The organism is Streptomyces sp. NPDC001401 (assembly GCF_042895385.1).
In the GTDB taxonomy this organism is placed as follows: domain Bacteria; phylum Actinomycetota; class Actinomycetes; order Streptomycetales; family Streptomycetaceae; genus Streptomyces.
Map to the genome: position 1 here is coordinate 260,544 of NZ_JBIAWI010000011.1, position 22,550 is coordinate 283,093.

The 22,550-nt window shown below is 71.6% G+C and carries 20 protein-coding genes; 9 read left to right on the forward strand and 11 right to left on the reverse strand.

All coding sequences use genetic code 11. The features are described from left to right. Window position 1 precedes the first annotated feature (1 nt). The 5 genes from ACFY10_RS32990 to ACFY10_RS33010 are packed head-to-tail and all read left to right on the forward strand — an operon-like array spanning window position 2 to window position 6,237. On the forward strand, window positions 2–958 hold the full coding sequence (locus ACFY10_RS32990; RefSeq protein ID WP_390669003.1) for an ABC transporter permease: 957 nt from the start codon (window positions 2–4) through the stop codon (window positions 956–958). Further along, window positions 955–1,842: an ABC transporter permease gene (locus ACFY10_RS32995; protein WP_390668886.1), complete on the forward strand. Its 888-nt coding sequence runs from the start codon at window positions 955–957 to the stop codon at window positions 1,840–1,842. Before ACFY10_RS32990 ends, ACFY10_RS32995 begins: the two co-directional genes overlap by 4 nt. Further along, on the forward strand, window positions 1,842–3,569 hold the full coding sequence (locus tag ACFY10_RS33000) for a dipeptide ABC transporter ATP-binding protein (protein ID WP_390668887.1): 1,728 nt from the start codon (window positions 1,842–1,844) through the stop codon (window positions 3,567–3,569). Before ACFY10_RS32995 ends, ACFY10_RS33000 begins: the two co-directional genes overlap by 1 nt. Next, window positions 3,566–5,572: a CocE/NonD family hydrolase gene (locus ACFY10_RS33005; protein ID WP_390668888.1), complete on the forward strand. Its 2,007-nt coding sequence runs from the start codon at window positions 3,566–3,568 to the stop codon at window positions 5,570–5,572. Before ACFY10_RS33000 ends, ACFY10_RS33005 begins: the two co-directional genes overlap by 4 nt. After that, complete coding sequence (locus tag ACFY10_RS33010) at window positions 5,569–6,237, forward strand: TetR/AcrR family transcriptional regulator (RefSeq protein ID WP_390668889.1); 669 nt, start codon at window positions 5,569–5,571, stop codon at window positions 6,235–6,237. The genes ACFY10_RS33005 and ACFY10_RS33010 overlap by 4 nt, the downstream gene beginning before the upstream one ends. On the opposite strand, the gene ACFY10_RS33015 is transcribed toward ACFY10_RS33010, so the two are convergent. From ACFY10_RS33015 to ACFY10_RS33045, 7 genes are all read right to left on the reverse strand, one after another. After that, the gene (locus tag ACFY10_RS33015; RefSeq protein WP_390668890.1) at window positions 6,200–7,114 is read right to left on the reverse strand and encodes an SGNH/GDSL hydrolase family protein; all 915 of its coding nucleotides are present in this window, start codon (window positions 7,112–7,114) and stop codon (window positions 6,200–6,202) included. The two genes, ACFY10_RS33010 and ACFY10_RS33015, sit on opposite strands and share 38 nt — an antisense overlap. A gap of 82 nt (window positions 7,115–7,196) precedes the next feature. Beyond that, the gene (locus tag ACFY10_RS33020) at window positions 7,197–8,867 is read right to left on the reverse strand and encodes an ATP-binding protein (protein WP_390668891.1); all 1,671 of its coding nucleotides are present in this window, start codon (window positions 8,865–8,867) and stop codon (window positions 7,197–7,199) included. A 30-nt stretch (window positions 8,868–8,897) separates the two neighbouring features. Continuing rightward, a complete protein-coding gene (locus ACFY10_RS33025; RefSeq protein ID WP_390668892.1) occupies window positions 8,898–9,572 on the reverse strand; it encodes a response regulator transcription factor in 675 nt (224 codons plus the stop codon). 233 nt (window positions 9,573–9,805) lie between these two features. Further along, on the reverse strand, window positions 9,806–10,684 hold the full coding sequence (locus ACFY10_RS33030; protein ID WP_390668893.1) for a geranyl diphosphate 2-C-methyltransferase: 879 nt from the start codon (window positions 10,682–10,684) through the stop codon (window positions 9,806–9,808). Between the two features lie 47 nt (window positions 10,685–10,731). Beyond that, on the reverse strand, window positions 10,732–11,781 hold the full coding sequence (locus tag ACFY10_RS33035; RefSeq protein WP_390668894.1) for a family 2 encapsulin nanocompartment cargo protein terpene cyclase: 1,050 nt from the start codon (window positions 11,779–11,781) through the stop codon (window positions 10,732–10,734). Window positions 11,782–11,795: 14 nt separating this feature from the next. Next, entirely contained in the window at window positions 11,796–13,238 is a 1,443-nt protein-coding gene (locus ACFY10_RS33040; RefSeq protein WP_390668895.1) for a family 2B encapsulin nanocompartment shell protein, read from the reverse strand. 256 nt (window positions 13,239–13,494) lie between these two features. Next, window positions 13,495–14,499, reverse strand: coding sequence for a zinc-binding alcohol dehydrogenase family protein (locus ACFY10_RS33045; RefSeq protein WP_390669004.1), 1,005 nt, complete (start codon window positions 14,497–14,499; stop codon window positions 13,495–13,497). A gap of 152 nt (window positions 14,500–14,651) precedes the next feature. Between ACFY10_RS33045 and ACFY10_RS33050 the strand changes: the two genes are divergently transcribed. Then, window positions 14,652–15,446 (forward strand): VOC family protein, encoded by a 795-nt coding sequence (locus ACFY10_RS33050; protein WP_390668896.1) that lies wholly within the window; start codon window positions 14,652–14,654, stop codon window positions 15,444–15,446. Window positions 15,447–15,490: 44 nt separating this feature from the next. Further along, on the forward strand, window positions 15,491–16,189 hold the full coding sequence (locus tag ACFY10_RS33055) for a ribonuclease H (protein ID WP_390668897.1): 699 nt from the start codon (window positions 15,491–15,493) through the stop codon (window positions 16,187–16,189). A gap of 10 nt (window positions 16,190–16,199) precedes the next feature. Here the strand turns inward: ACFY10_RS33055 and ACFY10_RS33060 are convergent, their stop codons facing one another. Further along, on the reverse strand, window positions 16,200–17,024 hold the full coding sequence (locus ACFY10_RS33060; RefSeq protein WP_390668898.1) for a tyrosinase family protein: 825 nt from the start codon (window positions 17,022–17,024) through the stop codon (window positions 16,200–16,202). Between the two features lie 34 nt (window positions 17,025–17,058). Continuing rightward, the gene (locus ACFY10_RS33065) at window positions 17,059–17,433 is read right to left on the reverse strand and encodes a tyrosinase cofactor (RefSeq protein WP_390668899.1); all 375 of its coding nucleotides are present in this window, start codon (window positions 17,431–17,433) and stop codon (window positions 17,059–17,061) included. A gap of 405 nt (window positions 17,434–17,838) precedes the next feature. On the opposite strand from ACFY10_RS33065, the gene ACFY10_RS33070 reads away from it, so the two are divergent. Both ACFY10_RS33070 and ACFY10_RS33075 read left to right on the forward strand, forming a co-directional pair. Then, a complete protein-coding gene (locus ACFY10_RS33070; RefSeq protein ID WP_390668900.1) occupies window positions 17,839–19,320 on the forward strand; it encodes an MDR family MFS transporter in 1,482 nt (493 codons plus the stop codon). Further along, window positions 19,317–19,922, forward strand: coding sequence for a TetR family transcriptional regulator (locus ACFY10_RS33075; protein ID WP_390668901.1), 606 nt, complete (start codon window positions 19,317–19,319; stop codon window positions 19,920–19,922). The genes ACFY10_RS33070 and ACFY10_RS33075 overlap by 4 nt, the downstream gene beginning before the upstream one ends. Here ACFY10_RS33075 and ACFY10_RS33080 read toward each other — a convergent pair. Next, window positions 19,891–20,739 (reverse strand): alpha/beta fold hydrolase, encoded by an 849-nt coding sequence (locus ACFY10_RS33080; protein ID WP_390668902.1) that lies wholly within the window; start codon window positions 20,737–20,739, stop codon window positions 19,891–19,893. The genes ACFY10_RS33075 and ACFY10_RS33080 overlap by 32 nt on opposite strands. A gap of 40 nt (window positions 20,740–20,779) precedes the next feature. Then, window positions 20,780–22,513, reverse strand: coding sequence for a cholesterol oxidase substrate-binding domain-containing protein (locus tag ACFY10_RS33085; RefSeq protein WP_390668903.1), 1,734 nt, complete (start codon window positions 22,511–22,513; stop codon window positions 20,780–20,782). Window positions 22,514–22,550: the final 37 nt, after the last annotated feature.

A 22,550-nucleotide genomic window follows, 5' to 3' on the forward strand; every position in this document is an offset into this window, starting at 1 on the left:
CATGCTCTCCTTCGTCGCCCGCCGGATCGCTGCCGCCCTCGGCACCCTCCTGCTCTCCTCCATGCTGGTCTTCCTCGCCGTCCAGGCCCTGCCCGGCGACGTCGCCACCCAGGTCCTCGGCAAGGACGCGACCCCGGCCGCCGTCGCCGACCTGCGCGGCAGACTCGGACTCGACCAGCCCGCCTGGGAACGGTACTTCGACTGGATCAAGGGCGCCCTGCACGGCGACTTCGGCACCTCCCTCGTCTCCGCGAAGCCCGTCGGCGGTGAAGTCGCCCAGTATCTGGCCAACTCGGCGCTCATCGCCCTGATCACCGTCCTGTTCGCGGTGACCGGCTCGCTGCTGCTGGGTATCCTCGCCGGGCTGTACCGCGATCGCTGGCCCGACCACGTCATCTCGACCGTCAGCCTCGTCGGCATGAGCGTGCCCGAGTTCGTCGTGGCCACCGTCCTCGTGCTGTGCTTCTCCGTGGCACTGCCGTGGTTCCCCGCGGTCGTCCTCTACGGCCCCGACGCCACCGTCGGCCAACTCCTGCCCGCCGTCTGGCTTCCCGCCCTCGCGCTGGCCGTCGTCATGGCCGCCTACATCGTCCGCATGGCCCGCACTTCGGTGATCGACGTGATGGCGAGCGAGTACGTCACCACCGCCCGCCTCAAGGGCCAGTCCACCTGGCGGGTCGTCACCCGGCATGCCCTGCCCAGCGCCCTGCTGCCCACCCTGCACGTGATTGCGCTCAACGTCGCCTGGCTGGCCGGCGGCGTCGCCGTCGTCGAGAACGTCTTCAACTACCCGGGCATCGGCAAGCTGATGCTCTCCGCGGTGCAGAACCGGGACCTGCCCGTCATCCAGGCCATCGCCCTGATCAGCGCCGTCGTCTACGTCGTGTGCAACCTCGCCGCCGACCTCGGCGCCATGGCCCTCGACCCCAGGCTCCGCACCCGAGGGAGGACCCGATGACCATACTCGACACCCCACCGGTGGCCGTGGCGGCCCCGGGACGCGCCGCCCGCGCCTGGCGCACCCTGCGCTCCTCACGCACCGCCGTCGTCGGCCTCGCGATCGTCGCCGTCCACGTCGTGATCGCACTGCTCGCCCCGCTGCTCACCTCGTACGACCCCATCGCGAACGACGCCTCGCACGCCCTGCTCGGCACGAGCCGATCCCACTGGGCCGGCACCGACCAGTACGGCCGCGACGTCCTCGCGCGCGTCCTGTACGGCGGCCGGTACGCGCTCGGCGTCTCCGTCGCCGCCACCGTCCTGACCGTCGCCCTCGGCACGGTGATCGGCTGCGCGGCCGCACTGCGCGGCGGCTGGTTCGACGACGTGCTGGGGCGGGTGCTGGACGCGGTACTGTCCGTACCGGCGATCCTCACTCTGCTCGTCGTCGTCACGGCGCTCGGCACGGGCCCGCTGGTCATCGTGCTCGCGATCGCGGTCGTCTACGTGCCTCAGGTCGTCCGGGTGGTGCGGGGCGCCGCCCTCGCCGTCGTACCCGCCGACTACGTGACCGCCGCCCGCGCCCGGGGAGAGGGCACCTGGGCGATCCTGCGCCGCGAGGTCCTGCCGAACATCACCGACGTCGTGTGCGTCGAGTTCGCGATGCGTGCCTCCTGGGTGGTCCTGCTGATCTCCTCGCTGTCCTTCCTCGGCTTCGGCGCCGACCCGCCCACTCCCGACTGGGGGTTGATGGTCGCCGAGAACCGCACCGCCATCACCGTCGTCCCGATGGCGAGCCTCGCGCCGATCATCGCCCTGGCCACGCTCGTGGTCGGGCTCAACCTCGCGGCCGACGGCCTGTCCAAGGCCTGGGGCGTGGACCGGATCAGAGAGGGCTCCTGATGACCCCGATCGTCTCCGTCGACTTCCTGTCCGTGGCGTACCGTTCGAGCGGCCGGGACGTGCCCGTCGTGCAGGATGTGTCGCTGGAGGTCACCGCCGGGCAGACCCTCGCCCTGGTCGGGGAATCCGGCAGCGGCAAGTCGACCCTCGCCGCGACCCTGCTCGGGCATGTGCGGCACGGCTCCCGGATCACCGGCGGCTCGGTGCACGTGGACGGCCACGACGTCTTCGCCCTGCCCGCACGGGAGTTGCGGAGACTTCGCGGCGGGACGGTCGCCATGGTGGCCCAGAACGCGGGCCACGCGCTGACCCCCTCCATGCGGATCGGCCGGCAGATCGAGGAGGCGGGCGGCGACATCCCCGTCACCGACCTGCTCGAACAGGTCCGGCTGCCACGCCCCGCCGAGCTGGCCCGCCGCTATCCGCACGAGCTGTCCGGCGGCCAGCAGCAGCGCGTCGCCATCGCCATGGCCGTCGCCGCCCGCCCCAAGGTGCTGGTCCTCGACGAACCGACGACCGGCCTGGACGTCGTCACCCAGCGCGGCGTCCTCGACCTGATCGCCGCCCTGCGCGACGAACTCGGCCTGGCGGCCGTGCTGGTGAGCCATGACCTGGGCGTCGTCGCCCACCTGGCCGACGAGGTCTGCGTACTGCAGTCGGGCCGGGTGGTGGAGTCGGCGCCCACCCGGCAGTTGTTCGCGACGCCGCAGGAGCCGTACACGAAGCGGCTTCTGGCGAGCGTGCCGCGGCTGGACGACGCCGGTCTCGCGGTGGTGGGGGAGACGGGGGAGCGCGAGATCCGCCCGAAGGCCCTCGTGCCGGACGGCTCGCCCGTCGCCGTCTCCGCCCGTGACGTCACCGTCGACTACGGCAGTTCCCGCGCCGTGCACGGCGTCTCCTTCGAGGTGCGGCGCGGGGAAGTCCTCGCCCTCGTCGGCGAGTCGGGCAGCGGAAAGTCCACGCTGGCCTGGACGCTGGCGGGACTGCGCGCCCCGTCCGGCGGCACGATGACCCACGAGGCGGGCGACCTGGCCCGGCCCGCCCAGCAACGGCCGAAGTCCCTGCGGCGCCGGGTGCAGCTCGTCTTCCAGAACGCCGACACCTCGCTCAACCCCCGACGCTCGGTCGGCGACGCGGTCCGGCGTCCGCTGCGGTTCTTCGGCACGGCGGCCGGTCGCGGCGAGGCGGCCGAGCGCGCCCGACGGCTCATCGCCGACGTACGCCTCGACCCCGCCCTGGCCGACCGGCTGCCCGCCCAGCTCTCCGGCGGCCAGCGCCAACGCATAGGGATCGCACGGGCGTTGGCGGGCGCACCGGACGTGCTGATCGCCGACGAGATCACCACCGCACTGGACGTCTCCGTGCAGGCCGACGTGCTGCGCCTGCTCGACGACCTGCGCCGGGAACGGCAGTTGGCCTGTCTGTTCATCAGCCACGACCTGGCCGTCGTTCGCGGCATCGCAGACCGGGTCGCCGTCCTCCATGACGGCGTGGTGGTCGAGGAGGGCCCGACGGACGCCGTCTTCGCCGCCCCCGGACACCCCTACACCCGGCAACTGATGGCGGCCGCCCTCGAACCCGACCCCGACGCACATCCGCCCGCCGAGGACGCCCCCGACTGGGCCGACGCATCGGAACCGGACGAGGTCTGGACCGACCACGGCGACGGCCACCGCGTGCGCCGCTGGCGCCCGGTGAACACCCCTGTGGCAGAAGGAGTTTCGTGAAGTACCGCGACCGGTTCGAGCACCAGGTCGTCCACGAGGACGTGTGGATCCCCACCCGGGACGGCAGCACCCGCCTGCATGCCCGCATCTGGCGCCCGGCCGACGCCGAGACCACCCCCGTGCCGGCGCTGCTCGAGTACCTCCCGTACCGCAAGAGCGACTGGACCGCCCCGCGCGATGCCCAGCGCCACCCGTGGTACGCGGGCCACGGCTACGCCTCAGTCCGCGTCGACATCCGCGGCCACGGCGACAGCGAGGGCACACCCGGCGACGAGTACGACGCCCAGGAGCTCGCGGACGGCGTCGACGTCGTCAACTGGCTTGCCGCGCAACCCTGGTGCACCGGCAAGGTCGGTATGTTCGGCATCTCCTGGGGCGGCTTCAACTCCCTCCAGATCGCCGCCCTCGCCCCCGAACCGCTCAAGGCGGTCGTGACGGTCTGCTCGACCGACGACCGCTACGACAACGACGTCCACTACACGGGCGGCGCCGTCCTCGGCATCGACATGCTCGCCTGGGCGGGCACCATGCTCGCCTTCGCCGCCCGACCGCCGGACCCGGCGAACGTCGGCGCCGACCGCTGGCTGCCCATGTGGCGCGAGCGCCTCGACGCCCTCGAACCCTTCCTGCACACCTGGCTGGAGCACCAGCAGCGCGACGACTACTGGAAGCACGGCAGCGTCTGCGAGGACTACACCTCGATCGACGCGGCCGTCCTCACGGTCGGCGGCTGGAACGACCCGTACCGCGACACCGTGCTGCGGCTCGCGGAACACCTCCCCGCCGACCGGGTCCGGGGGATCATCGGCCCCTGGTCGCACCAGTACCCCGACCGCGGCCTGCCGCCCGGCCCCGCGATCGGCTTCCTGCAGGAGACCCTGCGCTGGTGGGACCAGCACCTGAAGGGCATCGACACGGGGGTCATGGCCGAACCGCTGCTGCGCGCCTGGCTCAATGACCCCGTCCCGCCCGCCCCTTCGTACGAGGAGATGCCGGGCCGCTGGGTGAGCGATGCGAACTGGCCCAGCCCGAAGGTGAGTTGGGACGCGCGGTCGCTCGGCGAGAGCCGTGCCCCCGTCCTCGTGCGGTCCCCGCAGCACACCGGCCTCGACGCCGGCCGCTTCTTCCCGTTCGGCAACGCGGCCGACCTGCCACCCGACCAGCGTGAGGAGGACGGCCGTTCGATCTGCTTCGACTCCGAGGTGCTCACCGAGCGGGTCGAGATCCTCGGCCGCCCGCGCGTGCGGCTCCGCCTCGACAGCGCGACTCCGCGGGCGCACGTCATCGCCCGGCTGTGCGACGTGGCCCCCGACGGCTCGTCCACGCTGGTCACGCGGGGCGTGCTGAACCTCCTCAGCCGCCACGGCCGCGATCGGGCGGTCGAGTGGACCCCCGGGACGTTCGAGGACGTCGAGTTCGAGCTCAACGGCATCGGCTACGCCTTCCCGCCCGGCCACCGCGTCCGCGTCGCCATCTCCGACGCGTACTGGCCCTGGGTGTGGCCGCACGGCGAACGCGGCGCACTGCATGTCGTCCCTGCCGACAGCGCCGTACTCCTGCCCGTCCGCGCAGCCGTCGACGAGGCGCCCGTCCGCTTCGAGGAACCCGAGCAGGCGTCCCCGCTGCCGGTGGCCTACGACGTGCCCGCCGACCCTCGCCCCGAACGGCTGGTCACGCACGACGTGGCCAAGGGCGAGTGGACGCTGGAGGTCGACCCCGGCTACGGGGGATCGCGGACGTATCCCGACGGGCTGCGCTACGAGGAGAGCGCCCGCGAGACGTACGTCGTCCGCAGCGACGACCCGCTGTCCGCCCGCGCAGTCTCCGAGTGGCACATCCGGCTGCGGCGCGGGGACGACTGGGACGCTGAGATCATGACGCGGACGGAGCTGCGCGCCACGGCCGCGGACTTCATCATGGACAGCCGTATCGAGGCACGGGCGAACGGAGAGACAGTGGCCAAGCGCGCATGGCACCGCACCACCCCGAGGACGTCGGGATGACCGCCGCCAAGCAGCCGCCGCAGGCCGCCAAGAGCCCGCGCCGCGCCGTCGCCGCCGCCGACCGGACCCGCCAGCCCACCGAGGTGCGGCGGCGCCTGATCGTCGAGGCGGCCGTGCCGCTCATCGCCGAGCGCGGTTACAAGTCGGTCGGCGTGCGTGACGTGGCCGCGGCCGCCGGGGTGTCCGTCGGCACCGTCACCTACCACTTCGGCAGTGTGCAGGAGATCCTCTCCGAGGCCATGGTGCTGCACATCGAGCGGTACTACGCCGCGCTCAGCGAGGCCGCCGAGCAGGCGACGAGCGGCGCCGAGGCGCTCAGGCTGCTCGTCGACGCGCTGTTCACCGAGGACACCGACCGGCACTGGCGGATGTGGTTCGACTACTGGAACGCGGGCGAGCAGGGCACCGACGAGGCCTTCGCGCGCGGCCAGGCCCAGCGGTACGAGGCCTGGCACCGGCAGATCCGCGAACTGGCCGAACGGGGCGTCGCCGACGGCGAGTTCGACTCCGACGACCTCGACGGGTTCACGGTCCGCTTCGCCGCCCTCGCCGACGGCCTGGCTCTGCAACGGCTGCGCCAGGCGCCGCCGTTGAGCACCGAGGAGGCCCGGCGGCACCTCAACCGGCTCATCGAGCGCGAGCTCGCTCCCCGATCACCCGGGTGATCTCGCGGGTGATCCGCAGGATGCCGGGGGAGCGCACCGGGCACGGCTTCGGCTTGGACGTCGTGGGCGCCAGACAGAAGTGCAGGTAGTCCTTGTCGAGGTGGAGGGCGGTGCGGTCGCGGGACGGCTGGGTGCAGTTGTCGGGGTGCGCCTGCTCGTAGGCGGTGCACGGCAGGTACTGGGACCAGGTGTAGCGGGCCCCGGCGGGGCTCACCGTCGCGCCCGCGTCGGCGACCAGGTCGCCCGAGGCGGCGGCCTGCTTCTCGTACATCTCGTTCACGCGCCGGACCCGGTCGGGTGTGATCGGGTCCGGGCCCTGCAGCACCCACACGATCTTCGGACGCTTGCTGCCGCCCGCCGCGGCGATCTGGTCGGTGAGCCGGCGCAGGTCGGCCCTGTAGCGCGTGAAGTACTTCTGCTGCGAGGCGTTGTAGGTGATGCCGTCCATGCACCACGTGTAGCCCCACGCGTTGCCCCAGAACTGCATGACCACGTAGTCCGGATGCTGCGCACGCACCAGCGCGGCCGCCTTGTCGGCGTCCGGCACCAGCGACTTCGCCCCGGTGCCCTCCAGGTAGTCGCACAACGTGGTGCCCGAGTACGGGGCGCTCGTGTACTTCGCCTTCAGGTCCCGGCGCAGCTCCTGCCCGAGCACGTTCTGGGCCTCCATCGCGAGCGAGTCCCCGAGGTACAGCACCCGGGGAGCCACGGCAGGCACGCTCGGGGAGGCCGGTGCCTGCTGCTGGGTCGTCGTGGCGGACGCTCCTGGTACGGCGGGGGAGGGCGGCGCCTCCTCCGGGCCGGACGACGGGTCGCCGCACGCACCGAGCAGCAGCACTCCGGTCAGCAGCATCCCCACGATCCACGGCTTCCGCATACGGCAACTCCTGCCCCGGCAACCGAAAACGGCTCCCCAGGCAAGCACAGGCGGGCCCAAGGCGGAAGACACCGGGGTGAGTTCAGGCGCCTTCGGGCCGTTCCAGTCGCTCCAGGAGGTCCAACAAGTCGGTCAGGGGCAGCGGTTTGGCGAGGTGGGCGTCGAACCCGGCCGCCCGCGACAGGGCACGGTCGGTGCCCCGGCTGAACCCGGACACCGCGATCAGGCGCAGCTTGTCGCCGTCCGGCCTCGCCCGTACGGCACGTGCGACCGCGTAGCCGTCGATGTCCGGCAGACCCAGGTCGCACAGGACGACGTCGAAGGCGTGTGCCTCGGTGGCGGCCAGGGCGTCCTGGCCCGTGTGCACTGCCTTGACCTGGTGGCCCTGGCGTTCCAGCAGGGTGCGGTAGGTCGTGGCCAGGTCCGCGTTGTCCTCGACTATCAGGAGGGAAAGCCGGCGAGGGGTGCCGTGGACGGCCGGGGGCCGGGACCGGCGCGGGCCCGTGGCGTCGGTCGTCGGCAGCAGCACCGTGAAGGTTGCGCCCTTGCCCGGCCCGTCACTGTGCGCGCTGATCCGGCCGCCGTGCAGCTCCACTACCGTCCGCGCCACCGCGAGCCCCAGCCCCAGGCCCTCGGGGGTGTCCGGACCGGCCGGCGCCGCCCGCATGAACACCCCGAACAACTCCTCGGCCTGGCCGGGATCGAAGCCGATGCCGTCGTCCCGCACGGTCAGCCGGGCCTGCCCGTCGGCGGCCGTCAGGCCCACCTCGGTGTGGCCGCCCGGCCGGGTGTATTTCAGCGCGTTCGACAGCAGGTTCGTCAGTACCTGGGCCAGCCGCAGCCGGTCGCCGTCCACCAGCACCGGCTCGGCGGGCAGCACGACGCCCAGCGTGCGGCCCTCGTGCCCGAACAGGCCCCGGATGTCGGCGCACGCACCGTGCACGACGGACCGCACGTCGACCGGGTCACACACCAGCTCAAGGCGCCCGGTCACCGCGCGCGTGCCGTCCAGGAGGTCGTTGCTCATACGCACCAGGGTGCCCAGCTGCCGCTCCAGGACGGACAGCGCCGGATGGCCGTCCGGCATGTCGAGGGCCAGCAGCTCGGTGGCCGCGCTGGCGGCTGCAAGGGGGTTGCGCAGCTCGTGCGAGAGCGTGGCGATGAAACGGTCCTTGGCCCGCTGCTCCTCCCGCAACCTGCGGCCCGCCGCGTCCAGTTCGTGATTGGCGCGGCTCAACTGCTCGTTCACCTCGCGGATCTCCCGCGCCCGTACGAACAGGTCGATCTCCATTCCCTCGGCCCGCATCTGCGCGTCGGCCACGGCCCGCTGCTGCTCCCGCCCCACCTTGCGCAGATGCACGAACTCGGTGACGTCCTCGACCCGGTGGATGATGTACCGCACCTGCCCCTCGTCCCCGAGCACCGGCGTGTTGACTGGGCTCCAGTACCGCTCGTCGAAGGCGCCCTCCTCGCCCGTCGGGATGTCGTAGCGCTGCAGCGCCATCGTGTCCGTACGGCCGCTTGCGACCACCGTCTCCAGCGACCGGCGCAGGTTGGCGACGCCGTCGGCCGACGGGTCGTCCGGGTTGTCGGGGAACACCTCGAAGACGGGGCGGCCGACGATGCCGCGCTGCGTGCGGGTCGCCGTGAGATAGGCGCGGTTGACCTCCACGATCGTGAAGTCGGGGTCGAGGATGAGCAGCGGCGACAGCGTCGCGTCGAACAGGCTCCGGAAGTCGGGGGCGTCGGGCATGGTCGGACCTCCGTGGCCGCGGCGGGTGGCTCAGGGATCGAGGCGGTAGCCGTAGCCCCGGACGGTGGTGATCCGCGGAGCCGGTGCGGGCAGGCCGGCGAGCTTGCCGCGCAGCCGGTACACGTGCTCCACCACGGTCGCAGCCTGCTGCCAGGACGTGCCCCAGATCCGCTCCAGCAGCTGCTCCGCCGAGAACACCCGGCCCGGTGCCGCGGCCAGCATCTCCAGCAGCGCGTACTCCTTGGGACGCAGCATCAGCACGACACCGTCGACGGACGCCTGGCGGGCCGCCGAGTCGATGCGCAGCGCGCCCACCTGGAACAGGGTCGGCACGTCCGGCGGCTGCGAGCGGCGCAGCACGGCGTGGATGCGGGCCACCAGCTCCCGCTGCGAGAACGGCTTGACCAGGTAGTCGTCCGCACCGATCTCCAGACCCGCCACCCGGTCGGCCTCCGCGCCGCGCCCCGACACGACGATGACCGGCAGCCGGCTCGTGGACCGCAGCGCCCGCAGCAGCTCCAGACCGCTGCCGTCCGGCAGCCCCAGGTCGAGGACGGCGAGATCGATGCCGCCCTCGTACAGGACGGCCTTTCCGGCGCGTGCATCCATGGCCCAGGTGACGGTGAAGCCCGCGCGCTCCAGATAGGAACGGCACATCAGTGCGAAGTCGGGGTCGTCCTCGATCAGAGCGAGGTGCGGACGCATTCCGCATCACCCGGACCGTCTGCCGTCCACCAGTTGTTGCGCTGGTGAGCGGGCGTTGATGCCCCGACCATGTGGCGAAGGTAGAACAGTAAATGCCCACGGTTCAAGGGGGGAGCCGCCCGGGGGAACTCCGGCACGGGCTCGTGCGATGCGGGGATACGGCATTCACCGCACGAGCCCGCGCCGGAGCGTGCGCCCCGGCGCGGGAGGTGCCCACGGCGTGGGAGCGGGGATCAGACCCGGTCGGCGGCGATCAGCAGGTACTGGAAACTGCCGTTCTTGTACGCGGTCAGGAACGTGTCCTCGATGCCCGTGACCAGGTGGTCGGCCTGCCGGCGCAACTCCCAGTAGGGGATGGCGTCGGCCGTGAGGTCCTGTACGTGGACGGGGACGAGACGGTGGCGGGCCATCGCCCGGAAGTACTCCGAGCGGGGGTGGATGTCGCAGATGTAGTGGGCGTTGATCTGGGACACCTCGCGGGACGCACGCCCGTAGGTGTCGTTGTAGCAGCCGGTGACCACCACATAGCGGCCGCCGCGGCGCAGCAGCCGGGCGTGCTCGGCGAACAGCAGCTCCAGCTCGACGTACATGGTCGACTCGTTGTTCCACGACGCCGCGTACCCGCCGGACGCGAAGCCGGTGTCGAGCATGTTGCGGTGGTGGTAGCGCACCCGGTCGTCGATGCCACGCTTGCGGGCCTGCTCGTTGGCGAACGCGGCCTGCTTGGCGGAGATCGTCACGCCGTCCGCGTGGCAGCCGTACCGCAGATGCGCCACGACACTGCCGCCGCCGCGCCCGCAGCCGGCGTCGAAGACGCGGTCGGCGGGGGAGAGCGGGCCGAGATGGCCGGCGAGGAGCTCTGCCTGGGCGTGTTCCAGGCGGTGGAGTTCGGTGGTGATGAGCTCCCGTCGCAGCGCAGAGTCGGACTCGTCCAGGACGGACCAGTCGACGTCGCCGATGCCGTAGTGGTGGTGATAGAGGTCGTCGATCTTGCCGAGTTCGAGGTTGACCGGGTTCTCCTCGGCGTTCCAGTAGTCCGCGACGCGGGTCTGGTACGTGGACTGGGTCGGCACCGGTGCCGTCGTGGTGTCGGCGTGGGGGGCGATGGTCAACGATGACTCCTCGTAGTGCGTCTGACGGGACGTCAGCAGAGCGGGCGTTACCAGTAGTTGGGCAGGTGGTAGCGGTGGGTGTTGGTGGCGTGCCACTCGTGGTTGCCGGCCACCCAGTCGGACAGGCCCCGGGCGTAGCGCTCCACGAGAGGTGAGGTGGCGGACAGCAGGGCGGACTCGTCCTCGAACGCGGTCATGATCTCGTTGTGGATCTCGACGGCCTTGAGATAGGCGGCCTTCAGCCCGCACCGCTCGTTGGCGGCGACGACCTGCGGCAGGTTGAGGTGGGTGGGGTCGCTCGCCAGCTCCTTGGTGAAGGAGTACAGGTCGTTGACGATGGTGGTGGCGTTGCAGGCGAGTGCGGTGATGCGCTGGATCTCCGGGCGGGCGTAGACCGCCTCCGGCAGCTCGTAGCCGTCCACGGCGTCGACGATCGACAGACAGGGACGGAAGTTGTTGAACTGCCGCATCACCAGGTACTCCCACACCTGCGGTACGTGCCGGGTCTCCGCCCAGGCGGCCTCGGCGAGATAGCCGAGGTGCAGCCGGGCCATGTCGTGCACGAACCGGTCGGTCTGGCTGGGGGTGGCGACGGCCGCGTAGTCCTTCATCGCCCAGTGGTACGAGCGCAGCGGTCCGTCGGCCTGCACCCCGTGCGCCCACTGCTCCTGCAGTGCGGGTGTGCTGTGGAAGGGGTCGAGCGCCGACTGGGCCAGCGCCAGCCGGCCGCCGAGGCCGCGGCGGGCACCGCCCCTGCCCTCGTCCTCCTCGCAGTAGCAGCTGTCGACGAGGTTCTCCGCCAGCAGGAACTTGCCGGCGGCGGTGAGGCGCTCCAGGTCGGCCGCCGCCGGATGCTGGAGCACCACGGCCCGGCCGAACTGGAAGCCCGAGAAGTCCCCCGACCACGCCTTGGGGAACAGGTCGAGGCCGCGCGCCCAGTCCTCCAGCCTGCGGTCGACCTCCTTGGCCTTCTCCGGGTCGGCGGGAGCGACGCTCCGGTACTTGAGCCCCGGGATCGCTCCGCCGCGCCGGGTGCGCACGGTGCGGGCCAGGTTGGGCGGCCCCGGCAGCGAGGACGAGGCGGTGGGCGTGCTCATTCCGTACTCCACCCTCAGTCGGCCGTCCGGCCGATCTGGACGTTCTCCAGGATCCCGGCCGCGTCCGGCACCAGGATGGCCAGCGAGTAGTAGGCGGTCACCAGGTAGCGGATGATCGCGGCCGTGTCGATGCCCATGAACCGCACGTTCAGGCCCGGCTGGAACTCGTCGGGGATGCCGGTCTGGTAGAGCCCGATCACCCCCTGGTCGGACTCCCCGGTGCGCAGCGCGATGATGCTGCTGGTGTGATCGCGGCTGACCGGGATCTTGTTGCAGGGGAAGATCGGCACACCGCGCCAGGCAGGAATCTCGTGTCCCTCGACGGTCGCCGTGCCCGGCACCAGGCCGCGCCGGTTGCACTGCCGGAAGAAGGCCGCGATCGCCTTCGGATGGGCGAGGAACACCTTGGTCTTGCGGCGCATGGCGAGCAGTTCGTCCATGTCGTCCGGGGTGGGCGGCCCGGTGAAGGTGCTGACCCGCTGGCCGTAGTCGACATTGTGCAGCAGCCCGAACTCCCGGTTGTTGACCAGCTCCCACTCCTGGCGCTCGCGGATCTCCTCGACCGTCAGGCGCAGTTGCTGCTCGGTCTGGTTCATCGGGTGGTTGTAGAGGTCGGCGACCCGGGTGTGGACCCGCAGCACGGTCTGGGTGAGCGACAACTCGTACTCGCGCGGGGCGAGTTCGTAGTTCACGAAGCCGCCGTTCAGCGTCGGCTCACCGACATGGCCGGCCTGTACGGGGACGTCCGCCTCGCCCTTGCGGTTCATGGGCAGCTTCTGCCGCGCCGCGAACGCCTCCAGGTGTGCGGCGAGGGACGGCACCCGGTCGGTGAACTCCGTGACGACGTCCCAGGGCAGCACCAGCAGTACGCCGGCCGTCTCCGCCCGCACCGAGCTCAGCCACAGCGGGTTGGACTGCCCGATGGCCTCGTCGCCCATCTGGTCGCCGTCGGCGACGACCCCGGTGATCTCCTCCTCGCCGTACTTGCCCGCGGTGTACCGGGTGAACTTGCCGTGCACCACGAGATAGGCTTCCGTGACCGGCTGCCCGGCCTCGAACAGCACCTGTCCCGCCCGCACCTCCCGGACCCGGAAGCGGGTGGCGACCTCCTTGAGGACGGCGGTGTCGGGGTAGCCGCGCAGCACCGGCAGTTCGGTGAGCGTCTCGGGGATGACCTTGATGTCGTCGGCGCCGTTCTGCTCGAACTGCACCCGCCCGCGCCCGATGCTCAGCTGCAGGCGCCGGTTGACCCGGTAGGTGCCGCCCTTGACGTCCACCCAGGGCAGCGTCCGCAGCAGCCAGCGCGAGCTGATGGCCTGCATCTGCGGTTCGGACTTGGTCGTCGTGGCGAGCTGGCGCGCCGCCTGGGTGCTGAGACTGGTCAGCTGCCCTTCGCCGTCGGGTTCGGGGGCGGGTTCGTCGGTGGCGGGTCCGGAGGCGCTTTCGGGGGCGGACACATTCCCTCCCTGGGGACGTACACGGCGATGTACAGAAGCGAGCGGAGTGGTCGGAGATGAAGGCGACGTCGCGGCGGACGACAACCGGGCGCCGCCTGTACAAGGCAAACAGTCCGGCTTATGCCCCGGTACGGCGCGAAGGGGGCGGTTTCACCGTCCGGCAACGCAAACCTCGCAAACGAGGCAGTGCGCCGAGGCCTCCCCACTCCCGCGCAGGTCGCCCCACTCCGCGCGCCCCCGCCTGCGCACCCCTCGCCTACAGATCGTTCACCAGCACCGCCGCCCCGTCGAAGCGTCCGGCCTTGAGGTCCCGCAGTGCCTCGTCCGCCCGCGTCAGGGGATAGGTGTGCGTGGTGGCGTGCACCCCGTGCCGGGCGGCGAGGGCCAGGAAGGAGCGGCCGTCCTCGCGGGTGTTGGAGGTGACGCTGCGTATCTGTTTCTCGTAGAACAGGTCGGTCTCGTAGTGCAGGGGCGGTGTGTCGCTGAGGTGGATGCCGGCGACCGAGAGGGTGCCGCCGCGGTCGAGGGCCCGCAGCGCGACCGGGACCAGGTCGCCGACCGGTGCGAACAGGATCGCGCTGTCGAGCGGCTCGGGCGGCACGGCGTACGCGTCCTGCGCGGAGGCGCAGCCCAGGTCGAGCGCCAGTTGCCGCGCCGCCGCCCCGCGCGTCAGGACGTGCACGGTGGCGCCCTCGGCCAGCGCCACCTGCGCACAGAGGTGAGCGCTGCCCCCGAACCCGTACAGACCGAGCCGTCCGCCCGGCGGAAGCGCCGCACGCCGCAGGGCGCGGTAGCCGATGATCCCGGCGCACAGCAGCGGCGCGAGAGCCACGTCGTCGACGGCATCCGGCAGGTGGTAGGCGAACGCGGCAGGCACGGTCGTGTACTCGGCGTAACCGCCGTCGGCGTCCCAGCCGGTGTACCGCGAGGACGGGCACAGGTTCTCGGCACCGCGCGAGCAGTACGCGCAGGTGCCGTCCGTGCGCCGCAGCCATGCCACCCCCACCCGGTCCCCGGTCGCGAAGCCGCCGACGCCCGCCCCGGACCCGGCCACCACGCCGACGACCTCGTGCCCGGGCGTCACACCGGCCCGGTGCACCGCCAGGTCCCCCTCGGCGACGTGCAGGTCGGTGCGGCACACCCCGCACGCCCGCACGTGCACGAGGAGCTCGTCGTCCCCGGGTACCGGCACCGGCTTCGAGACGAAACTCAGGCCCTTCTCCTCGACCGGCCCGGGCGTCACCACCGACCACGCGCGCATCGTCCCGTCCGCCATCCCGCACCCCGTCCACAGCGTCGAAACCCCGTCCCTTCCAGTCTGAAACGGACCGCAGCGTTCGGCGCGCGCTTCGACGGACGGATGACTAGCGTGAGGAAACGGACCATCCACCGATTCGGGAGAGGGCCGCAGTCATGGCCGTACAACCTGAGGGAACCCCCTGTTGGGCCGACGCGATGTTCGGCGACGTCGAGGGAGCGAAGAGCTTCTACGGTGACGTCCTCGGCTGGACCTTCGGCGAGGCGTCGTCGGAGTACGGCAACTACACCCAGGCCTACGTGGACGGCAAGGCGGTCGCCGCCGTCGTACCGCCGATGCCGGGCCAGGAGGCACAGTCGCAGTGGTGCCTCTACTTCGCCTCCTCGGACGCCGCCGCCACCGCCGCCAGGATCCGTCAGAGCGGCGGCGAGGTGCTGATGGAGCCCATGCAGGTCGGTGAGTTCGGCACCATGTGCATCGCCCGCGAGCCCAGCGGCGCCGTCTTCGGCTTGTGGCAGGGCGGCACCCACGAGGGCTTCGAGGCGACCGCCGTGCCGGGCGCCTACGGCTGGGCCGAGGTCTTCACCCGTGAGCCCGCGAAGGCCGACGCGTTCTTCAGCGCCGTCTTCCCGTACACGGCCCAGCAGATCGTCGACGACAATGTCGACTTCCGCATGTTCAACCTCGGTGACACCACGGTCCTCGGCCGGATGAAGATGGGCGAGGAGTTCCCGCCCGAGGTGCCGTCCTACGTCAACCTCTACTTCGTCGTCCCCGACTGCGACGACGCGGTCGCCAAGGCGACCAAGCTCGGCGGCGTCCTGCGCTTCGGGCCGATGGACAGCCCCTACGGCCGCTTCGCGGCGGTCAGCGACCCGCAGGGCGCGAACTTCTCGGTGATCGACATCACGAGGACCGGGGGAGAGATGCCGAAGACGCAGGACGTCTGAGGGCGCCTTCCGGACGGTGGTCGAGGGCCCCGGCCGCCCGTGGCATGATCGAGGCCATGCGTGAACGTGTGGTGGCCGCGTGCGACGGGGCTTCGAAGGGAAATCCGGGACCGGCGGGCTGGGCATGGGTGGTCTCCGACGACTCCGAGAGCCCGGCCCGCTGGGAGGCGGGGCCGCTCGGCAAGGCAACCAACAACGTCGCCGAACTCACCGCCCTGGAACGCCTGTTGGCGGCGACCGACCCGGGCGTCCCGCTCGAGGTCCGCATGGACTCCCAGTACGCCATGAAGGCCGTCACCACCTGGCTGCCCGGCTGGAAGCGCAACGGCTGGAAGACCTCCGCCGGCAAGCCGGTCGCCAATCAGGAACTGGTCGTACGCATCGACGAACTGCTCGAGGGCCGCTCCGTCGACTTCCGCTACGTGCCCGCCCACCAGGTCGACGGCGACCCGCTGAACGACTTCGCCGACCGCGCGGCCAGCCAGGCGGCCAAGGTCCAGGAGCCCGCGGGCAGCGACCTCGGCTCACCTGCGCCGCCGCCCTCCCCGGACACTCCGAAGTCGAACGCCCCGCGCCGCAAGCCGGCCCCGTCGGGGCAGCGCGGGGGCTCGTCCTCCCGCACCATCAAGGCGAAGTTCCCGGGCCGCTGCCTGTGCGGCCGTTCCTACGCGGCCGGCGAGCCCATCGCCAAGAACGGGCAGGGCTGGGGGCACCCGGAGTGCCGTACGGCGGAGGCCGGTTAGGGCCGCGCCGTCAGTCGGTGTCGAAGGTGTAGTGGGCGGTGTGGTCCAGCAGATCGGAGGGCCGCACGTCGTTCCACGGCTTCATCGTCTCGTCGAGGTCGACCACGTCGGGCGTCCCGCCCGTCGGCAGATAGCCGGAGCCGGGATGGCGCCGCTGCCACTGGGCCCACAGCTTGTCGATGTAGGCGTGGTGGAGCCAGAACACCGGGTCGTTGGGAGAGACCCCTGTGGCCATCTGGCCGCCGACCCACACATGGACCCGGTTGTGCAGGTTCACGCCGCGCCAGCCCTCGAGGTGATTGCGGAAGCCGTCCGAGGCGCTGTTCCACGGTGCCATGTCATATATCACTGTGTTCAGCACCGACTCGACCTCGGCCGGGGTCGGCAACTCCCGCACGTTCGCGCCCAGTTGACGACGCAGGAACGTACGCCCGTCGACCCGCACGTTGATCGGCCAGTTCCCGGCCGACGCGGCGAACGCGCCGTCCATCACCTGCCCGTCACGGGCGCGCCCGGTACCCCCGAGGAAGTCCGGCGCCCACAGCGACGAACGCGCCGAGCGGTCGGTGCTCCAGTCCCAGTAGGGCAGCGCGACCGACGCATCCACCGACTGCAGTGCGCTCTCGAACTCCAGCAGGAATCTGCGGTGCCAGGGCAGGAAGGACGGTGAACGGTGGCCGGTGCGTTCGCCGTTGTCGGTGTCGCCCAGGATGAAGGCGTTGTGGGTGGTGACGAAGGTGTCGTAGCGGCCGCTGCGCTTGAGTTCGACGACGGCGGCGACGAAGCGCCGCTTCTCGTCGGCGGTCAGGCTGGCCTGGTTCTTGCGGACGGTCATGGTGCGGGTGCTCCCAAGGTGCTTGCGGGTCAGGTCAGTTGGCGGGGAAGGGGACGAGGCGGGCGCCCTGCAGCTCGTCGACGGCGGCACGTGCGGCCGCGTGCGGCGTGGGCACCGGGGCGTAGTGGCTGACGACGCTGATCCAGGTGCCGTCGGCGTTCTGCATGACGTGCAGCTCGACCCCGTCGACGAGGACGGCGTAACCCATGCCGTGGTGGTGGTGACCGCCCATGGAGGCCGGCCGGCCCTGTATCCGGCGGCCCTTGTAGACCTCGTCGAAGGGCTCGGGGGAGCCGTGGTGCATGTGGTCGGCGGCGGAGGCGGCAGGGGCGACGGCGGTGCGGGCGGCGGCGGCCGCGGTGAGGGCGGCGGCCGCGGTGAGCGCGCGGCGTCGGGTGAGGGTCGGCATACGGGATCTCCGGTGTTCGTTCGGTTGACGACCCGGAATGCCTATCGGCCCCGCCGAGAGCGGGAGAAATCCGCCGAGAGCGGTTGGCTGTGATCAGGACAATTCCCGACATGTTGTACAAGGCTGTACGAAGGTGATCTTGCCGCGGGAGGGGCCCGATGATCCCCGGAAGGGGGAATTCCTTCTCGCCGCCCCTCCGTTCCGGGTGGTCCTTGGCGGGCGTGTGCGCCGTCAGTGGCCTGGCTCACCTCGCGAAACTGACGCGATCCAGTGGCTCGACCTCAGCACCCCCGCCAACGGCACCCGGCGCGGCGGCAACCCCGTCCTCTTGGGTGAATGGCTATTCACCGACTAAAGTGAATGGCTATTCACCCGTACTTTCGCCGCACCGACGCTGGAGTGCCGATGGACCAGCCAGGCCCGATACCCCGCACCTCCGAAACGAGGGCCCTGCGCGACCGGCTCACGATTCCGGTGCTGGCGTTCGGCGGCATCCTGATGGCCGTCATGCAGACCGTGGTCGTACCGCTGCTGCCCGATCTGCCGCGGCTGACGGGCGCCTCCGCGGGCACGGTCTCCTGGATGGTCACGGCGACCCTGCTGTCCGGCGCCGTGCTCACCCCGGTGCTCGGCCGGGCCGGCGACATGTACGGCAAGCGCAGGGTGCTCACGGCGGCCCTCGTCCTGATGACCGTCGGCTCGGTGATGTGCGCCCTGTCGTCCGACATCGTCGTGCTGATCGCGGCCCGAGCCCTGCAGGGCGCCGCCGCCTCCGTGGTCCCGTTGTCGATCAGCATCCTGCGGGACGAGCTGCCGCCGGAGCGCCGGGGCTCCGCGGTGGCGCTGATGAGCTCCACCGTCGGCATCGGCGCCGCCCTGGGCCTGCCGCTGGCCGCGCTGGTCGTGCAGTACGCCGACTGGCACACCATGTTCTGGCTGACCAGCGCCCTCGGCGCGCTCGGCGTCACGGCCGTGTGGTGGGCGGTCAAGGAGTCGCCCGTGCGCGAGCCCGGCCGCTTCGACGTGCCGGGCGCACTGGGGCTGGCCGCCGGCCTGGTGTGCCTTCTGCTGGGCGTCTCCCAGGGCGGGCAATGGGGGTGGGGCAGCGCGCGCGTCGTCGGCCTGTTCCTTGGCGCCGTTGTCGTCCTGGCCCTGTGGTGGTGGCAGCAACTGCGCACCGAACGCCCACTGGTCGACCTGCGCCTGGTCTCACAGCCGCGCGTGGGCCTGTCCCACGTGGCGGCTCTGCTCACCGGATTCGCCTTCTACGCCAACTCCCTGGTGACCGCCCAACTGGTACAGGCGCCGAAGGCCACCGGCTACGGGCTCGGGCTGTCGATCGTGCAAACCGGCCTGTGCCTGCTGCCGGGCGGCGTCACCATGCTGGTGTTCTCGCCCCTCTCGGCCCGGATCTCCGCGGCCCGCGGCCCCCGCATCACCCTTGCCCTCGGGGCCGCGGTCATCGCCTGCGGCTACGCGGTGCGCATCGCCGACAGCCGCGACCTCTGGATGATCATCCTGGGGGCGACGGTGGTGGCCACCGGCACCACCCTCGCCTACTCGGCCCTGCCCACCCTGATCCTGCGCGCCGTCCCCGCCGAACAGACCGCCTCCGCCAACGGCGTCAACGTCCTGATGCGCACGATCGGCCAGGCCACCTCCAGCGCCGCCGTCGCCGCGGTACTGGTCCACCACACCAGTCTGGTCGGCAACGCCCCCGTGCCCACCCTGCACGGCTATCTGCTCGCCTTCGGGATCGCCGGCGCGGTCGCCCTGGCCGCCGGCGCGGCGGCCCTGACCATCCCGGGCGACCCCGCCACGGGCGGAACACGCCGGGCCCGCGGGCGGACCCCGGACGCCCGCGACGAGGCCCTGGAGGGAGCATGAGTGCTGTGAGCACTCCCCCCACCACGTCCGCGCCCGCCCGCCGGGACGCCGAGGCGACCAAGGCGGCCATCCTCAAGGCGGCCCGCTACCTGCTGGCCCGGCACGCCCACGCCGACATCACCCTCAAGGCGGTCGCCGAACGAGCCGGTGTCAGCCCGCCGTTGATCCTGAAGTACTTCGGCAACAAGGACACCCTCTTCGCCCGCGTCATGTCCTTCGAGACCGACGCGGACGCCCTGCTCGACGCGCCACTGGACGAGCTCGGCCGGCACATGGTCCGGCATGTGCTGGTCAGCCAGTCGCAGCAGGGCGCCGACCCGCTCCTGCGGATCGTGTTCGCGCCCCTGCACGGCGCACAGGGAGACATCCTGCGCGCCAACTTCCGCACCCAGGTCACTGAACGCCTCACCGAACGGCTGAGCGGCCCCGACGCGGGCCTGCGCGCGGAACTGACCGTCGCCAACCTGCTCGGCCTCGGGGTGATGTACGGCATCGCACGCGGCGCACACCTGCGCGGCGCCGCCCTGGAGGAGATCGTGGACCGGTACGCGCCCGCGGTGCAGGCGCACCTCACGCCCGGCGAAGGAAACCCGCGGCCGTAGCCACGAACCGGTCCGGGTCGTCGAGCCACGGGAAGTGACCGGCCCCCGGCTGCACCACAAGCTCCGCCTTCGGGAAGAGACCGGCGAGTTCGGCCACCGCGGGTGCCGGCGAGTTGAGGTCGACCTCCCCGGCCAGCACCAGCACCGGCGCCTCGAACCGTGCGAGCGCCGCGCGGGTGGAACCCGGGTCGAAGGCCCCTTCGGCGCCGAAGACCGCCGCGGCCTCCTGGTTCCGCTGCTCGGCACCGGCGGCGTGATGGGCCCGGGCCACCGCGTCCCAACTGCCGTACCAGAAAGGCGCGATGACCTCCCAGCTCCCGGCCGTCGCGCGGCCGGCGGTGATGGATTCCAGTGCCGCGAACGCCTCGGGAAACCACGGCTCGTCCCTGCGCAGCCGCGCGGTCTCGAGCCGCACCTGCGCAGGGACGGTGATCCCGGCGGCCGCCGGGCTCGGCGTGATCAGCGCGAGCCTGTCCACGCGCTGCGGGTGCCGGGCCGCGTACAGCACGGCCGGATTCGTACCGGCCGAATGCCCGAGCAGATCCATGCCGTCGAGCCCGAGGTGCTCGCGCAGCGCCTCCACATCGTCGACCAGGCGGTCGCAGCGGTACGTGGCGGGGTCCTGCGGGGTCTCGGACTCGCCGGTGCCGCGAAGATCCAGCGTGATCAGCCGCCGGTGCGCGGACAGGCCGCCGAGCTCGCCCAGGTACGCGGATGCCTGCATCGGCCCGCCCGGCAGGCAGATCACGGGAGGGCCGTCCTCCCCGAACACGTGGTAGGCGAGCTTGGTCCCGTCGTACGCGGAGAAGGCAGGCATGAGGCCGACCTTTTCAGCGGCCTCCGGCAACGGCAACCGGTTAACGCAGCAGCCGGTCGAGGAAGCCGTTCCCGAAGACGCGGTGCGGGTCGAGCCGGTCCAGGATCCCGGCCGCCTGCCCCCACGCCGCCTCGCCCAGCGACGAGGGCACCGCCGTGCCCAGCACCTCATCGTCGCTCCAGGCGGCCCCGTCCGTGTAGGCCCAGCCCTTCGACCACTCGACCCGGGTGAGCGCATGCTCCCCGTCGTAGCTGCGCAACAGGAACTGTTCCAACTCGCGCAGAAAGGCCTCCGCGTACGGTGTGCCGGGCAGCGTCAGGACGTCCAGCCACACCGCGGTGTCCCACTCCGGATGCGTGTCGCTCTGCCGCAGCGCCGACAGCAACGGGGCACGGGCACCGTCCAGTTCGGCATCGGCCGGGTCGTCCAGGCCGGTCACCCGGATCTCCACCGAACCGTTCACCGGGAAGCGGCCCAGCGCCGCGTAGGCGGCGAGCCGCTCCCGGTAGAAGGACGTGAACTCGGCGACCACACGCTGCACCTGGGCCCGGCTCGTGAGCACGGCGTACCCGTTCGCGTTGATCCGGAGCGTGGTGGGCCTGAGGTAGAGCAGGGTGTTCTTGGACGGCCCCCAGATGTCGGCCGACAGCGTCGCCGCCAGCCCGAGCGCCGCCACGTCGTACTGCGCATTGCCCAGCACCGGAGCCAGATACCAGGCCGCGTCCGAGGTCATCCGCCCGACCAGGTCCGCCACCACGGTCGGGACGTTGTCGGAGAACGGGTAGTTGTACGGCGAAGTCACATGCCGCGAGGTGAGCGGCCGGGTCGGCGCCACGCTCCACACCTTGAACCACGGGAACTCGGTGAAGGCGAACCAGATCGCCTCCACCCGCCCCGACTGCTCCAAGTAGCTTGCGAGAGTGCGCCCTTCGCTGCCCGGCGCCGCGAAGAGTTCGGCGGCCGGGATGTCCGTACGGCTCACGCAGCGCAGATTGACGTTCGTGCCCACCCGCAGCACGACCTCCGTCACCAGCGAGCGGCCGAGATGGGTGAGCAGGGCGGCACAGTCCGACTCGTCGCGGTCGAAGGTCCGTAAGACGTATGCGCCCGAGGCCTCGTCCCAGACCACCGCCGTCAGCGACAGCACCAGATTGCTGAGGGAGCCGTACGTGTGCCCCGGCAGCCGCTGCTCGCCCTGCGCCGGCACGGCGGTGCCGTGCGCGTCGACGGCGAGTGCGCCGCCCAAGGTGAGATCACCGGGAGCGGGCGCGGCGGTGACCCCCAGGCCGTGGTCTTCCAGGTAGGTGAGCAGGGCCTCCATCGTCACGCCGGTGCCGGCCCGCACCGCGGCCGCCGAGTCCAGGGACAGGCCGGTCAGATGAGGGGCGGTGTCCACGAGGAGGACGGGGGCGTCCGACGCGGTGCCCTCGGTGATCGTCAGTGGCGACCAGCCGTGCGCGGAACCCCGGGCGCGCACCCTCCAGCCGTGCCGCCAGGCCCAGTTGACGACGTCGACCACCTGATCCGGGGCAGCCGGAGCGCAGGCCCACAGCCCGTCCGCCGTGATCTCGCCGACCCAGTTGCGGTACGCCGAGCGGTACAGGGCGACATCCGCCGGGAAGTCCGGCAGCTCCTGCGCCGCGACCGCCGGATCGGCCGCGAGCAGGACGGGGACGGCGGCCAGGGCGGCGGCGGAGAGCAGGAAGCCCCGGCGGTTCCAGGACGGGTCTTCCGATGCCTCGGACGGGAAGTTGCTCACTGAACGATCGGTCACGGGCTCACGCTAGGGGCCGGTTGACACGTGCAGGTTT

Coding starts and splice junctions, on each gene's coding strand:
- ACFY10_RS32990 (WP_390669003.1), top strand. CDS start 2: ATGCTCTCCTTCGTCGCCCGCCGGATCGCTGCCGCCCTCGGCACCCTC.
- ACFY10_RS32995 (WP_390668886.1), top strand. CDS start 955: ATGACCATACTCGACACCCCACCGGTGGCCGTGGCGGCCCCGGGACGC.
- ACFY10_RS33000 (WP_390668887.1), top strand. CDS start 1,842: ATGACCCCGATCGTCTCCGTCGACTTCCTGTCCGTGGCGTACCGTTCG.
- ACFY10_RS33010 (WP_390668889.1), top strand. CDS start 5,569: ATGACCGCCGCCAAGCAGCCGCCGCAGGCCGCCAAGAGCCCGCGCCGC.
- ACFY10_RS33015 (WP_390668890.1), bottom strand. CDS start 7,114: ATGCGGAAGCCGTGGATCGTGGGGATGCTGCTGACCGGAGTGCTGCTG.
- ACFY10_RS33020 (WP_390668891.1), bottom strand. CDS start 8,867: ATGCCCGACGCCCCCGACTTCCGGAGCCTGTTCGACGCGACGCTGTCG.
- ACFY10_RS33025 (WP_390668892.1), bottom strand. CDS start 9,572: ATGCGTCCGCACCTCGCTCTGATCGAGGACGACCCCGACTTCGCACTG.
- ACFY10_RS33035 (WP_390668894.1), bottom strand. CDS start 11,781: ATGAGCACGCCCACCGCCTCGTCCTCGCTGCCGGGGCCGCCCAACCTG.
- ACFY10_RS33045 (WP_390669004.1), bottom strand. CDS start 14,499: ATGCGCGCGTGGTCGGTGGTGACGCCCGGGCCGGTCGAGGAGAAGGGC.
- ACFY10_RS33050 (WP_390668896.1), top strand. CDS start 14,652: ATGGCCGTACAACCTGAGGGAACCCCCTGTTGGGCCGACGCGATGTTC.
- ACFY10_RS33055 (WP_390668897.1), top strand. CDS start 15,491: ATGATCGAGGCCATGCGTGAACGTGTGGTGGCCGCGTGCGACGGGGCT.
- ACFY10_RS33060 (WP_390668898.1), bottom strand. CDS start 17,024: ATGACCGTCCGCAAGAACCAGGCCAGCCTGACCGCCGACGAGAAGCGG.
- ACFY10_RS33065 (WP_390668899.1), bottom strand. CDS start 17,433: ATGCCGACCCTCACCCGACGCCGCGCGCTCACCGCGGCCGCCGCCCTC.
- ACFY10_RS33070 (WP_390668900.1), top strand. CDS start 17,839: ATGGACCAGCCAGGCCCGATACCCCGCACCTCCGAAACGAGGGCCCTG.
- ACFY10_RS33075 (WP_390668901.1), top strand. CDS start 19,317: ATGAGTGCTGTGAGCACTCCCCCCACCACGTCCGCGCCCGCCCGCCGG.
- ACFY10_RS33080 (WP_390668902.1), bottom strand. CDS start 20,739: ATGCCTGCCTTCTCCGCGTACGACGGGACCAAGCTCGCCTACCACGTG.